This is a genomic window from Cupriavidus sp. MPR-AND1C (assembly GCF_058809705.1).
In genome coordinates this window covers 1-13,298 of the sequence record NZ_JBXASU010000145.1, presented here as the reverse complement: position 1 = coordinate 13,298, position 13,298 = coordinate 1, and the positions used below count along the sequence as shown (strand labels likewise).

Here is a 13,298-nt window from a genome sequence, read left to right as displayed (position 1 = left end):
CGGGGGCGGCGGGGCGCTCATAGCGCGGCTGGAGCGTGCAGCCGGCGGCCAGGATGGCGGTGGCGCCGGCGATCAGTGCGAGTCTGGGCATCTCAATGTCCTTGGCCAGGCGTGCCGGCGCTGCCATTGCTGCCATCGTCATTGCCGCCGCCCGCGTGGCCGGACGGGACGGGCGCAGGTGGCGACCCGGGCTTGTGCCTGGTCTTGCTGAACTTGCCGATCACGACGAAGAACATCGGGATCATGAAGATCGCGAGGAAGGTGGCGGTCAGCATCCCGCCGATCACGCCGGTGCCGATCGCATGCTGGCTGCCGGAGCCAGCGCCATTGCTGAGCGCCAGCGGCAGCACGCCAAGGATGAAGGCCAGCGATGTCATCAGGATCGGGCGCAAGCGCAGGCGTGCCGCCTCCACCGCCGCGTCGACGTTGCTCATGCCCTGGTCGCGCAGGTCGCGGGCGAACTCCACGATCAGGATGGCGTTCTTCGCCGACAGCCCCACCGTGGTCAGCAGGCCGACCTGGAAGAAGACGTCGTTCTCCAGCCCGCGCAGGGTGGCGGCCAGCAGCGCGCCCAGAATCCCCAGCGGCACCACCATGATCACCGAGAACGGGATCGACCAGCTCTCATACAGCGCGGCCAGGCAAAGGAAGACGACGAGGATCGAGATGCCATAGAGCAGTGGCGCCTGCGAGCCGGACTGGCGCTCCTGGTACGACAAGCCGGTCCATTCGTAGCCGATACCGTCGGGCAGCTTCTGCGCGATGGCTTCCATGGCGTTCATCGCCTGGCCGGTCGATTTGCCGGCCGCCGCCGAGCCCTGGATCTCGACCGCCGGGATGCCGTTGAAGCGCTCGAGCTTGGGGGACCCGAAGATCCACGCCCCCGAGCCGAAGGCGCCGAACGGCACCATCGTGCCAGCCGCATTGCGCACGTACCAGGCGTTCAGGTCCTCCGGGTTCATGCGGAACCTTGGTTCGCCCTGCACGTAGACTTTCTTGATCCGGTTGTCGGTATCGAGGAAGTTGTTCACGTATAGCGACGCCCAGGCGGTCGAGAAGGTCTGGTCGATGTCGGCGGCGCTGACGCCCAGCGCGTTGGCCTTTTCGCGGTCGATGTCGACCTTGAACTGCGGCGTGTCGTTCAGGCCGTTCGGGCGCACCTGTGCCAGCAGCGCGTCCTTGGCCGCCATGCCGAGCAGCATGTTGCGCGCCTGCATCAGCTTTTCGTGGCCCAAGCCGGCACGGTCCTGCAACTCGAAGTCGAAGCCTGCGGCCGTGCCGAGTTCCGGAATGGAAGGGGGGTTCAACGGGAACACGTTGGCGTCCTTGTATCCCGCAAAGTGCCCGAAAATCCGCCTGACCAAAGCGGGTGCTTTCAGGTTGGCGGACTCCCGCTGGGAGAAGTCCTTGAGCCGCACGAACACCAGGCCCGAGTTCTGGCCGCGGCCTGCAAAGCTGAAGCCGTTAACCGTCAGCACCGCTTCCACGGATTCCTTCTCGCTGTTGAGCAGGTACTCCTGCACATCCAGCAGCACCTTGGCGGTGCGCTCCTGCGTGGAACCCACGGGCGCCTGCACCAGCACAAACATGGTGCCCTGGTCCTCTTCGGGCAGGAAGGCTTTCGGCAGCCGCACGAACAGCAAGCCCACTACCAGAATGACCATCAGGTAGATGATCAGCCAGCGCCCCGAGCGCCGGATCACATGCTCCACGCCGCCGTGGTACTTTTTCTGGCTCCTGGCGAAGGTGCGGTTGAACCAGCCGAAGAAGCCGGTCTTTTCATCGTGGTGGCCTTTCGGGATCGGCTCAAGCATGGTCGCGCACAGCGCTGGCGTCAGGATCAGGGCCACCAGTACGGACAGCACCATGGCGGCAACGATGGTCAGCGAAAACTGCCGGTAGATCGCCCCCACCGAGCCGCCGGAGAATGCCACCGGCACGAACACTGCCGACAGCACCAGCGCCACGCCCACCAGCGCGCCGGTGATCTGCTCCATGGCCTTGCGCGTGGCGTCGCGCGGCGACAAGCCTTCCTCGGCCATGACCCGCTCGACGTTTTCCACCACCACGATCGCATCGTCCACCAGCAGGCCGATGGCCAGCACCATGCCGAACATTGACAGGGTGTTGATTGAGAAGCCAACCACCGACATCACCGCGAAGGTGCCCAGCAGCACCACGGGCACCGCGATGGTCGGGATCAGCGTGGCGCGCAGGTTCTGCAGGAACAGGTACATCACCAGGAACACCAGCACGATGCCCTCGATCAGCGTCTTGATCACTTCCTCGATCGACAGCGTGATGAACGGCGTGATGTCGTACGGATACTCCACCACCACGCCTTGCGGTGCATAGCGCTGCAGGTCGGCCATCTTGGCGCGCACCGCCTTGGCCGTGGCCAGCGCGTTGGCGCCGGTGGCGAGCTGGATGCCGAAGGCCGCGGTCGGCTGGCCGTTGTACTTGGTGTCGAAGTTATAGTTCTCGCCGCCCAGCTCGATGCGCGCCACATCCCTCAGGCGCACCTGCGAGCCGTCGGTATTGACCTTGAGCAGGATATTGCCGAACTGCGCGGGGGTTTGCAGCAGCGTGGCCTCGGTGATGGTGGCTTGCAGCATCTGGCCCGGCACCGACGGCGTGCCGCCCAGGCTGCCGCCAGCGACCTGCACGTTCTGCGCGGCCACCGCGCTCTTGACGTCGATCGGGGTCAGGCTGTAGTTGTTCAGCTTGCTCGCGTCGAGCCAGATCCGCATGGCGTACTGCGAGCCGAACAGCGTCACCGTGCCGACGCCGTCGATCCGGCTGACCGGGTCCAGCACCTTCGACGCCACGTAGTTCGCCAGGTCGTAGCGGCCCATGCTGCCGTCCTTGGACACGAAGGCGAGGATCAGCAAGAAGCTGCTGCTCGATTTAGTGACCTTGGTGCCCAGCTGCTGCACGGCCTGTGGCAGCAGCGGGGTGGCGAGCTGCAGCTTGTTCTGCACCTGGACCTGCGCAATGTCCGGGTTGGTGCCGGCCGCGAAGGTCAGCGTGATGGTGGCGGTGCCGGAATCGTCGCTGGTCGACGACAGGTACAGCAGGTGGTCCAGGCCGCTCATCTGCTGCTCGATCACCTGCGTGACGGTGTCTTCGACGGTCTTGGCGGAAGCGCCGGGGTAGGTGGCGCTGATCTGCACGGCCGGCGGGGCAATCGTGGGGTACTGGGCAATGGGCAGCGTGGTGGTCGCGGCGAGGCCGGCCAGCATCAGGATGATCGCGATCACCCACGCAAAAATTGGCCGGTCGATAAAGAACTTTGCCATGGAGCTGGCTCCCGGTTATTGCGCGGCCGATGCTGCCGATGCCGCGGAAGGCGCCGATGCCGCTGGCGCGCCGGCGCCAGGCATGGCCTGCGCGCCGGAGGCCGGCTGCGCCGGCGCCTGGGCTTCGACCGGCTTGACCGTCATGCCCGGTTTGGCTTTTTCCACGCCGTTGACGATCACGCGATCGCCCGGCTGCAGGCCGCCGTCCACCACCCAGCCGCTGCCGTAGGTGCCGGTGGTGACGATCTGGCGTTGCGTCACCTTGTTGTCCTGGCCGACGACCAGTGCCACGGCCTGCCCCTTCGCGTCATGCGTGACGCCGATCTGCGGCACGACGATGGCCTTGTCGTTGACGCCCTGGTCGATGCGCGCGCGCACGAACATGCCGGGCAGCAGCACGCGATCCTTGTTCGGGAAGATCGCACGCACCGTCACGGAACCCGTGCTCTGGTCCACGCTCACGTCGGTGAACTGGAGCTGGCCGGGCTGCGGATAGGCGCGTCCGTCTTCCAGCAACAGCGTGACCTTGGCGGCATTGGCGCCGGTGGTCTGCAGGCGGCCCTCCTGAATCTGGCGGCGCAGCCGCAGCCCCTCGACGCTCGATTGCGTCAGGTTGACGTAGACCGGGTCCAGTTGCTGGACCGTGGTCAGCAGCGTGGCCTGGCTGGCCTGCACATAGGCGCCCGGCGTGACCTGCGACAAGCCGCTGCGCCCGGTGATGGGGGACACGACATCGGTGTAGCCCAGGTTGATCTGCGCGGTTTCCACCCCTGCCTTGCCCGATGCCACGTCGGCCACGGCCTGGCCCAGCGCGGCCACGGCGTTGTCGTAGTCCTGCTTGCTCACGGCGTTGGCCGCCACCAGGATCTTGTAGCGCTGGACCAGTGCGTTTTGCGTGCCCACGTTGGCTTGTGCTTTCGCCAGCACGGCCTTGGCATTGTTGAGCGCCGCAATGTAGGGCGTTGGGTCGATCTTGTAGAGGCGCTGGCCCAGCTTGACCTCATCGCCCTCGGTGAACTCGCGGCGCAGCACGATGCCGTCGACCCGCGCGCGCACCTGCGCGACCAGGAAGGCGCTGGTGCGGCCCGGCAGCTCGGAGGTGACGGGCACGGTGGCTGGCTTGACGGTGACGACGCCGACCTCCAGCGTCTGCGGCGGTGGCGCGGCCGGCTTCTGTCCGCATGCAGCAAGAATTACGGCAACCGTCGCGGCACTGATATGGCGAAAGGGAACCCGCTCGATGCGCATGAAGGGACCTCGGAATCGGTGGAAGTGGACGGAAAGCAAAGACACGCGCACGCGCTGGCCATCCGGCATGGACAGGGGCAGCCGCGACACGGCATGGTGATCGACGCCGCGCGCCGGCAACGGCTGTGCCGGCTGTCGCCTGGGCGGTGAGCAACTGCCGCCCCGGCCTTGCCTGCCGATGGGCGGTTGTCGTGGATCCGGTTATGGACAGACGCGGCGATCGGGGCGCCTGCGATGGCTGCAAGCCTCGCGCGGCGTGCGGGAGAGGCCGCGAAAGCCTGGATGCCTGACCTTGCCATGCCGGGTGGCAGGACGAAGACGAAGAGGGTGGAAGAAGATGATTTCCGCAAACTGGATGCGAGCCCGTATCAGTGCACTCACCCCAGCCATTGCGCGATCACTCCATCGTGTCGTTGCACGCTGTGGCCTTTCCAGCACCGCCACAGCCGGGCGAAATGGTGCATCACACCACTCTAGATCACTTGCATGACAAAGCAAGAAACGTCTCGAAGTATCGCGCGCCGCACGGCGCCGGGCCAAGATGTGGGCCATGCTGCGCGCTCCGTGGGAGCGGGGGCAAAACATCCGCTTTGCGGAATAAAACCGGGGCGCCAGGCGTTTACCCGGTGGGCAAGACCGAGCGGCGGCATCACCCGATGGCGCCACCATGCGGCCCGCCCGCCAAGGAGACCAACATGAAAGCGCTCCGCCTGGTTTCTGCCCTGCTGCTGGCCTTGATGGCGGTGGCAGCGTGTTCTTCCGATGGCGCTGGCGACGGCTCCGGCGGCGCCTCGGCCTCGCGCGATGGCAGCCGCGGCACAAGCGGCACAAGTGGCACGACCGGCACCGGTGGCATGGGGACGAGCGGATATTGATTCCCGCCCCGATGCTTGCGGACGCGCCCCCCATGCCCTGTCAGCTGTGAGCGTTGGCGACGATATCGCAGTCTGGCTTCCGCAGTTGCGGCGCTATGCGCGCGCGCTTACCGGCGACGCGGCGTGGGCCGATGATTTGGTGCAGGACACCGCGGAGCGCGCGCTTGCCCAGGGCAAGCGGCTACCCGCAGGCATCCAGGCCCGGGCCTGGATGCTGACCGTGCTGCGCCACCTCTACATCGATCAGTTGCGCCGGCGCCGCGAAGTGGCGTTGGACGCGGCCGACCCGCTCTGGCAGCGGCAGGCGGCCCCCGCCAGCGAAGTCGACGGGCTGGTGCTGCGCGATGTGCAGCGTGCGCTGTACCGCCTGCCGCTCGAGCAGCGCGAGGTGCTGCTGCTGATCGTGCTGGAGGGCCTGCGCTACCAGGAAGCCGCGGCAGTCTTGCACGTGCCGCTGGGCACGGTGATGTCGCGCCTGTCCCGCGCGCGCGAGCATCTGCGCGCACTGCTGGCCGATGGCGCCGGCGGCTCTGGCGGCACGGGTGGCGCCGGCGAGCGGCACGTACCGCTAAGGGCGGTGAGGAGCACGCCATGAACGACGACCGAAGCCCCAGCCCCAACTCTGACCCGAACGCCAGCGAGCCGGCCCCCGACCTGGCGAGGCTGTGCGCGCTGGTGGACGGCGAATTGCCCGAGGCCGAGGGGGCGGCCCTGCGCGCGGCCCTCGCGCATGACGCGCGGGCCGCGGAACTGGCGGAGCACTATGCCCAGCAGAACGCCGCACTCAGGGCCTTGTTCCCGCTGCCGGCGGACCTGCGCTACGTGCTGGTCCGGGCGCGCGTGCCGTGGTGGCGCAGTGCGCTTGCCGCCACGGGCTGGGTGATGGCTGGCCTGGCGCTTGCGTTCGGCGCGGTGTGGCTGCCAGGTGCCAGCGCAGACCCCAACGCATTTGCGCGCCGCGCCGATGCTGCCTATGTGGTGTTCGCGCCTGAAGAGCGCCATCCGGTCGAGGTGGCGGCAGCCGACCAGGCGCACCTGCGCGCGTGGTTGTCGCGCCGGCTCGCCCGTACGCTCACCATTCCGTCGCTGGACGAATACGGTTTCACGCTGCTGGGCGGGCGCCTGCTGGCGGGCGAGGCAGGCCCGGCCGCCCAGCTGATGTACCAGGACCCGGCCGGCGAGCGGCTCACGCTCTACATCACGCCGGCCGCGCCCGCCCTGGGCACGCCTGGCGTGCTGCGCCAGGCGGATCGCCGCACCTTTTACTGGGTCAGCGGCGGGGCCGGCTATGCGCTCTCCGGCCAGTTGGCCGAAGCGCGGCTGCGCGCCATTGCCGGCGATGTCTGCGCCAGCCTGGGCGGCGATCCGCAGGCATGGCAATAGCAAGGGACAAGGGACAAGGGAGCGCGGCATGTAGCGGCAATGCATGGAATAAACGGGGAGCCTGATCCGTTTACAGAATGCAGGAACGTGTGCCGCGCAAGCGTGCCAGCGGGTCCGGCAGGCAAACCGATGTGCCGCGGGATGCGGTTCGGGCAATGGCCCGGCGCATCGCAACGTCGGGCATTCGATCCCGGGATGACATCATGAACAAGGCTCTGGGTGCCGTGGCGGCGTTACTTGCCGGCCTCGGCCTGAGCGCGTCCGCGGCGGCGCAGGCGGTGGCCGCGGACGCATGGAATGGCTATTCGTCGCCTTGCCAGCAGATGGCGGGGCAGGTGGAGATCGACGGCTACCTGCAACAGGTGGTGGGGCTGGCCTGCCTGCAGCCGGATGGCTCCTGGCAGATGGTGGATAGTTCGGGCGGCGCGGTGGCGTATGCGCAGCCGGCTTACGACTATGACCCTTGGTACTGGACGCCGGTTGGCGTCGGCTTTGGCGCGAGTTTTATCTTTGTCGACCGCTTTCATCACGCGCACAACATGCACCGCGTGTTCCTGCCGCGCCCGGGCGGCGGCTTCCATGGCGGCTTCCATGGCGGCTCGCGCGGGTCGTTTGTCGGCGCGCCGCGCGGCGGCTTCCAGGGCGGGTTCCATGGTGGCGGCCATCATCACTGACGCAGGACGGCGCCCAATGTGAATGCGCGCAGGCCCTGCATTGCTTCGCCGCAGGGCCCGCGCCCTGCCTTTGCCGCCATGCTCGACCGGGCGGACACCGTGCGGCGGCTCAAGGATGCGCTTGATCCGGCGGGCTTGCAGGCGCCGGGCAAGCAGGGCATCCGGCCCGCGTTGCATCTCTCCACACCCGCTCGCGGCATCGATTGACAAGGCTGGTACCGTTCTGTACCGTGGAACTCTGTGCGGTTATGCCGTTGGCTATCCCCGGCTGACGGGATGCCGGCCCCGTGCCATGCCGCCGCTGCGCTTTTTTCTGCTTTCCTGACCTTTCCTGACCTTTCCTTGATCCCGCTTCCTTCATGCCACGTAAAGCCGCCCAGCTCTCCGAAGCCGACAAGCATGCCGCCGAAGGCGGCGCCGTAGCCGTAGACCGGGCCCTGTTCGTGCTTTCCGCGTTCCACCTGGGCGACACCACGCTGAGCCTGGTGGAGCTGGCCCAGCGCACCGGGCTCTACAAAAGCACGCTGCTGCGCCTGCTGGCGTCGCTGGAGCACGCCAGGCTGATCCTGCGCCATACCGATGGCCGCTACGGGCTGGGCCCGGAAGTGGCGCGGCTGAACTCGGTGTATTCGGCTTCGTTCTCGCTCGAGTTGGTCGTCATGCCGGTGCTGCGCCAGCTGGTGCAGGCCACGCGCGAAAGCGCCGCTTACCATGTGGAGCAGGGCGAGCACCGCCTGTGCCTGTACCGCGTCGACTCGCCCCAGCCGGTACGCGACCATGCCAAGGCGGGCGAACTGCTGCCGAGCAACCGCGGTGCCGGTGGCCGCGTGCTGCGCGCGTTCAGCGGGGCGCGGGGAGAGCTTTACCAGAAGATACGGGAAGAGGGCGTCGCGGCGATGGTCGGGGATCGTCTCCCGGAGATTGCCGGCGTATCGTCGCCGGTGTTTGGTCCGGACGGCGAGCTCAAGGGCGCGCTGACCCTGACCTGCCCGACGCCGCGCTTCGACGAGGCTTTCCGCCCGCACGTCCTGCGGGCGGCCCGCGACCTGACCCTGGCGCTGGGGGGCACTTTCCCGTTTCCGGCCTGATCCGCCCCAGATCGGTGCAAAACTGGTCCGGGCGTGGTGCTTGCGCCTTGCTCCTTGTGCCGTGCCCGGCAGCCAGGCCGATGCCCGGCTTGTCGGGGGTGGCCCTGTCGGCGTCCGTGGCGATATCATGCGCCTTTGCGAAGTTGACCACGCAACCGGGCCGGCCTCTGAAGCCTCCTGTCAACGTCACCGGCAACACGGTATCTTCAAAGGAATTCCGTGCAGTTAGACCAGCAAACCATTGTTGTCGTCATGGTGGTGGTGTACGCCAGCACGCTGGCCATTTCGGCGGGCCTGCTCGGCGCCTTGCGGCCCAGCGCGGCCGGGCGCCTGTGGGCGCTCGGGCATCTGCTGGTGTCGGTCGCCGGGCTGGTGCTGGCGGCCAACGCTTCGGCCAGGCTGGTCTACGTCAGCGCGGGCGGGGCAGCTGCCTTTATCGCCGGCAGGCTGCTGATCTACCGCGGGGTGCGGGTGTATTACGGCATGGCGTCGTGGGATCGCACGCTCGCGGTGGGCGTGACGCTCGCCGCGCTGGCGCTGGTTGGCGCAGCCGGCATGGCTGGCGGCCAGGCGCGCATGCATGTGATCGGCTACGGCAGCCTGGCCCTGGTGGCCGTGTTGACGGTCGTCACCCTGCTGCACGCCTACGATGGCCGGCGCAGCGTGGGCACGCCCCTGGTGGTGATTGCCAGCCTGATCCACCTTGCCACGCACTTGGCCGGCTTTGCCGCGGGGCTGGCAGGCAACGTGGCCTCGGGGCCGTTCTATGCCAGCAGTGCCAACGGGATCTTGCTGGTGGCGCCGCTGGTGGGCACCTTGCTGGCCTTGTTCGGGTTTACGGTCATGGCCATGGAGCAGGTCATTGCCACCAATGAAAACGGCGCCAGGCTCGATGCGCTGACGCGCCTGCTCAACCGGGGCGCGCTCGACAAGGCGGCCATCAGCCTGGTGGCCGCCTGGGAGCGCCACGGCCAGCCCTTGTCCTGCCTGGTGATCGATATCGACCATTTCAAGCAGGTCAACGACCGGCATGGCCACCATGCCGGTGACACCGTGCTCAAGCTGATCGCCGAGGCCATCGACAATTCGCGGCGTGCCTCCGATGTGGCCGGGCGCTACGGTGGCGAGGAATTCTGCATCCTCTGCCCGCATACCGACGAAGGCCAGGCCACCGCGCTGGCCAGCCGGATCCTGAAAAAGGTGCGCGGCATTGCGCTGCCCGGCGAGTCGGCGGCGTTCGCCAGCGTCAGCATCGGCGTGGCTGAGCTGCGGAGCGGGGCGGCGGGGGTGGAAGGGCTGTGGCGCGCCTTGTTCGCGGCGGCCGACCGGGCGCTCTATGCGGCCAAGGAGTTTGGCCGGGACCGTTACGCGCTGGCGTCCTGGATGGCGCCCTCAACGCGCCCGGTGCCCGGCGACGTGGGCGACTCCGCCCACGTGCCTGGCCGTTAGGCCGTTAGGCCGCCAGGGCCGCCAGGACCGGCAGCGCTTTGCCTGAGGCCGGATCAGTCCTGCGCCGGCGGCACGTCCCGGGGCGGGTGGCCGTCGTAAGTCCAGATGTACTGGCGCGGGATCGGGCCCTTGTTGCGGCCGCCTTGCTGCGTTTGCTCCCAGGCATGCGCCAGGATCCCGACCGAGCGCGACAGACAGAACAGCCCGCGCGCCAGCGGCGCCGGAAAGCCCAGTTCCGCATAGATCACGGCCGTGGCGCCGTCGATATTCATGGGAATCGGCTTGCTGCGGCCCGCGCCCAGTTCGGCCTCCACCGCGCGTGCAATGGTGGCGAAGCGGCCCGAGACCACGCCAGCGGCCGCGGCCTGGTCCACCAGCGCCAGCAGGCGCGGGGCGCGCGGGTCCAGCGGATGGAAGCGGTGGCCGAATCCGGACACGAACTTGCCGTGGTTATCGCGGTAATCCGCCAGGGCCGCTTTGACCGCGGCTTGCTGGGTTTCGCCGCCGTCGATACGGCGCGCCACATCCTGGTACAGCTCCACCGCCTGCTCGCCGGCGCCGCCGTGCACATCGCCCAGCACGTTGACGGCGGACGCCATCGCATTGTTCAGGCCCACGCCACAGGTGGCGGCCATGCGGGCGATGGCGATGCTCGGCGCTTGCGGGCCGTGGTCCACCGCCGACATCAGCGCGGCGTCCAGCAACTCGCCTTGCCCGCGCGCCGGCAGGTCGCCGCGCAGCATCAGCCAGATCATCTGCGCGAACGACACCTGGCCGATCAGTTGCTCGATGGGATAGCCGCGGTAGCGGATCTCGCCGGGCTGCATGTCGATGATCTCGGTGCGCCACCAGTCCTGGGACAGACGCTGGCCTTCGTTGATGTCATGGGTGCCGGTGTTTGCCTTGGTAGCTTCACTCATACCGCGCGCTCCTTTTGCAGGGTTTCGATATCCACCTCGCCGTAGCCAAGCTGGGCAAGGATCTCACGGGTGTGCTGGCCGAGTTCCGGCGGCGGGGTGTCGACCGACGGCGCCTCGCCATTGAGCTTGAAGCCCGTGCGCACCAGCCGGATGTCGCGGCCCACGCCGGGCACTTCGGCAAACTCACCGATCATGCCGCGCCCGCTCACCTGCGGGTGATCCAGCGTTTGCGGCACGCTGTAGACCGGGCCGGCCGGCACGCCCGCCTCGTTGAACAATTTCCACCACGTATCAGCGGATTGCTTCGCCAGCTCTGCCTCCAGCTCGCGCGTGAGTTCGGCCCGGTTGGCCAGCCGCGCCTGGCGCTGCGCGAAGCGCGCATCGGTGGCAAGTTCCGGGCGGCCCACCACGCGGCAGACCGCTTCGAACTGCTCCTGCTTGTTGGCGGCGATATTGATCAGGCCCTCGCCGGTGTGGAAGGCGCCCGACGGGCTGGCCGTCATGTTTTCATTGCCCATCGGCGCCGGGGTCTTGCCTGCGATCAGGTAGTTGGACACCACCCAGCCCATGGTGGCCAGGGTGGCTTCCAGCATCGAGACGTCGATGAAGTAGCCCTCGGTGCGCTGGTGATCCGCCAGCGCGGCGGCCACGGCAAAGGCCGCGGTGATGCCGCCGATGGTGTCGGAGACCGGGTAGCCCACGCGGTATGGCGCGGTCTGCGGGTCGCCAGTGATGCTCATCACCCCGGACATCCCCTGGATGATCTGGTCGTACGCCGGCAGGTCCGACAGCGGTCCGTCCTGCCCGAAGCCGGAAATGGCGCAATAGATCAGCTTGGGATGGATCTGCTTGAGCGCCTCGAAGCCCAGCCCCAGGCGGTCCATCACGCCGGGGCGGAAGTTCTCCACCAGGACGTCGGCGCTTTGCACCAGCTTGCGGAAGACTTCCTTGCCGCGCGCGTGCTTGAGGTTGATGGTGATGGAGCGCTTCCCGGGGTTCTGCGCCAGGAAGGACACGCCCATGAGCCGGCTGTTGAGCTCGGCGTCGGCGCCCAACTGGCGGGCCAGGTCGCCGGTGCCGGGGGTTTCCACCTTGATGACCTCGGCGCCCATATGGGCGAGCTGGTGGCAGCAGAACGGCCCGGCCAGCACGTTGGTGAGGTCGAGGACGCGGATATGGCGTAGCGGCTTTTGCATGGCGAGGCTTTGAGGTGTCGGTGCCGCGGCGCTTCGCAGTGGCGAAGCCGGCCGCAGCGGGCGGCGAAGGCGTTACTCTACCTTGGCGCCGGACTGGCGCACGAGGGTGCCCCAGCGGGTGTTTTCAGCCTTGATGAACGCGGCCAGGTCTTGCGGGGAGCCGCCGCGCGGCTCGCTGCCTTCCTCACGCATCTTGGCGATGGTATCGGGCTGGGCGATGGCCTTGTTGATCTCTTCGTTGACGCGCTTGACGATCTCCGCCGGCGTGCCCGCCGGCGCCACCAGCGCCTTCCAGTCCTCCGCCTGGAAGCCGGCATAGCCGCCTTCGATCACGGTCGGCACGTCGGCCAGCAGCGGCAGGCGCTTGGCCGAGGTCACGCCGAGTGCGCGCAGTTTGCCGGCCTTGATCATCGGCAGCGCGATCGGCGGCGTGGCGAAGTAAAAGTCGGTCTGGCCGCCCAGCAGGTCGGTCAGCGCTGGCGAGGCGCCCTTGTACGGCACATGCAGCATCTTGATGCCCGTGCGGCGCGCGAACATCTCGCCCGTCAGGTGGCCCACGGTGCCCGCGCCGGCCGACGCCATCGAGAGCTGCCGGGCCTTGCCGGCGGTGATCAGGTCGGCCAGGTTCTTGTATGGCGCGTCCTTGCGCACGATCAGCACCAGTGGTTGCGCGGAAACCAGCGCCACCGGGGTGAAGTCCTTGACCGCGTCGTAGGGCATCCTGGGGTACAGCGTGGGATTGATCGCCAGGTTGGCGGTCTGGCCCATGCCGAGCGTGTAGCCATCGGGGCGAGCCTTGGCCACTGCGTCCATGCCGATATTGCCGCCCGCGCCGGCGCGGTTTTCCACCACCACGTTCCAGTGGGTGGTCATGCCCACCTTGTTGAACACCAGGCGCGCCATGACGTCGGTGCCGCCGGCCGGAGGGAAGGGAACCACCAGGCGCACCGGCTGGCTCGGATAGGTGTCCGCGACAGCGGGGATGGCGCCCGCGGCGAGCACGGCGGGGACTGCAAGCAGCAGCAGGGCGCGGATGGACGAGGGGAAGCGTTTCATTGTGTCTCCGGATTGGGGTGGTGCACGGCACCGGCGGATGGTTTTTGCGTTCTGTAGAATAGAACGTTGATCTTACTTAGGGAATTTAGGTGGGAGGATAGGAGGGGGAG

At 67.9% G+C, this 13,298-nt stretch carries 12 protein-coding genes; 7 read left to right on the top strand and 5 right to left on the bottom strand.

Annotated elements, in window-relative coordinates; translation table 11 throughout:
* Positions 1 to 92 precede the first annotated feature (92 nt).
* Entirely contained in the window at positions 93 to 3,299 is a 3,207-nt protein-coding gene (locus AC1RWI_RS36500; protein WP_492870733.1) for an efflux RND transporter permease subunit, read from the bottom strand.
* Between the two features lie 15 nt (positions 3,300 to 3,314).
* Positions 3,315 to 4,547, bottom strand: coding sequence for an efflux RND transporter periplasmic adaptor subunit (locus AC1RWI_RS36495; RefSeq protein WP_043358314.1), 1,233 nt, complete (start codon positions 4,545 to 4,547; stop codon positions 3,315 to 3,317).
* Positions 4,548 to 5,242: 695 nt separating this feature from the next.
* Here AC1RWI_RS36495 and AC1RWI_RS36490 point away from each other — a divergent pair.
* From AC1RWI_RS36490 to AC1RWI_RS36460, 7 genes are all read left to right on the top strand, one after another.
* Entirely contained in the window at positions 5,243 to 5,422 is a 180-nt protein-coding gene (locus AC1RWI_RS36490) for a hypothetical protein (RefSeq protein ID WP_492870732.1), read from the top strand.
* 46 nt (positions 5,423 to 5,468) lie between these two features.
* Positions 5,469 to 6,017, top strand: a complete 549-nt coding sequence (locus AC1RWI_RS36485; protein WP_043356015.1) for a sigma-70 family RNA polymerase sigma factor — start codon at positions 5,469 to 5,471, stop codon at positions 6,015 to 6,017.
* Positions 6,014 to 6,805, top strand: coding sequence for an anti-sigma factor family protein (locus AC1RWI_RS36480; RefSeq protein ID WP_043356014.1), 792 nt, complete (start codon positions 6,014 to 6,016; stop codon positions 6,803 to 6,805). Before AC1RWI_RS36485 ends, AC1RWI_RS36480 begins: the two co-directional genes overlap by 4 nt.
* Before the next feature lie 203 nt (positions 6,806 to 7,008).
* On the top strand, positions 7,009 to 7,479 hold the full coding sequence (locus tag AC1RWI_RS36475; RefSeq protein ID WP_043358313.1) for a hypothetical protein: 471 nt from the start codon (positions 7,009 to 7,011) through the stop codon (positions 7,477 to 7,479).
* Between the two features lie 18 nt (positions 7,480 to 7,497).
* Positions 7,498 to 7,686, top strand: a complete 189-nt coding sequence (locus tag AC1RWI_RS36470; protein WP_492870731.1) for a hypothetical protein — start codon at positions 7,498 to 7,500, stop codon at positions 7,684 to 7,686.
* A 152-nt stretch (positions 7,687 to 7,838) separates the two neighbouring features.
* Complete coding sequence (locus AC1RWI_RS36465) at positions 7,839 to 8,567, top strand: IclR family transcriptional regulator (RefSeq protein WP_043356012.1); 729 nt, start codon at positions 7,839 to 7,841, stop codon at positions 8,565 to 8,567.
* Positions 8,568 to 8,786: 219 nt separating this feature from the next.
* Positions 8,787 to 10,016 carry a GGDEF domain-containing protein gene (locus tag AC1RWI_RS36460; RefSeq protein WP_492870730.1) on the top strand — a complete coding sequence of 410 codons (1,230 nt, stop codon included), beginning with the start codon at positions 8,787 to 8,789 and terminating at the stop codon, positions 10,014 to 10,016.
* 53 nt (positions 10,017 to 10,069) lie between these two features.
* Here AC1RWI_RS36460 and AC1RWI_RS36455 read toward each other — a convergent pair whose 3' ends face one another.
* From AC1RWI_RS36455 to AC1RWI_RS36445, 3 genes are all read right to left on the bottom strand, one after another.
* Entirely contained in the window at positions 10,070 to 10,936 is an 867-nt protein-coding gene (locus AC1RWI_RS36455; protein ID WP_043356008.1) for a citryl-CoA lyase, read from the bottom strand.
* Entirely contained in the window at positions 10,933 to 12,132 is a 1,200-nt protein-coding gene (locus AC1RWI_RS36450; protein ID WP_043356005.1) for a CaiB/BaiF CoA transferase family protein, read from the bottom strand. Before AC1RWI_RS36450 ends, AC1RWI_RS36455 begins: the two co-directional genes overlap by 4 nt.
* A gap of 72 nt (positions 12,133 to 12,204) precedes the next feature.
* On the bottom strand, positions 12,205 to 13,188 hold the full coding sequence (locus AC1RWI_RS36445) for a Bug family tripartite tricarboxylate transporter substrate binding protein (protein ID WP_492870729.1): 984 nt from the start codon (positions 13,186 to 13,188) through the stop codon (positions 12,205 to 12,207).
* Positions 13,189 to 13,298: the final 110 nt, after the last annotated feature.

Coding starts and splice junctions, on each gene's coding strand:
- AC1RWI_RS36500 (WP_492870733.1), bottom strand. CDS start 3,299: ATGGCAAAGTTCTTTATCGACCGGCCAATTTTTGCGTGGGTGATCGCG.
- AC1RWI_RS36495 (WP_043358314.1), bottom strand. CDS start 4,547: ATGCGCATCGAGCGGGTTCCCTTTCGCCATATCAGTGCCGCGACGGTT.
- AC1RWI_RS36490 (WP_492870732.1), top strand. CDS start 5,243: ATGAAAGCGCTCCGCCTGGTTTCTGCCCTGCTGCTGGCCTTGATGGCG.
- AC1RWI_RS36480 (WP_043356014.1), top strand. CDS start 6,014: ATGAACGACGACCGAAGCCCCAGCCCCAACTCTGACCCGAACGCCAGC.
- AC1RWI_RS36475 (WP_043358313.1), top strand. CDS start 7,009: ATGAACAAGGCTCTGGGTGCCGTGGCGGCGTTACTTGCCGGCCTCGGC.
- AC1RWI_RS36465 (WP_043356012.1), top strand. CDS start 7,839: ATGCCACGTAAAGCCGCCCAGCTCTCCGAAGCCGACAAGCATGCCGCC.
- AC1RWI_RS36455 (WP_043356008.1), bottom strand. CDS start 10,936: ATGAGTGAAGCTACCAAGGCAAACACCGGCACCCATGACATCAACGAA.
- AC1RWI_RS36450 (WP_043356005.1), bottom strand. CDS start 12,132: ATGCAAAAGCCGCTACGCCATATCCGCGTCCTCGACCTCACCAACGTG.
- AC1RWI_RS36445 (WP_492870729.1), bottom strand. CDS start 13,188: ATGAAACGCTTCCCCTCGTCCATCCGCGCCCTGCTGCTGCTTGCAGTC.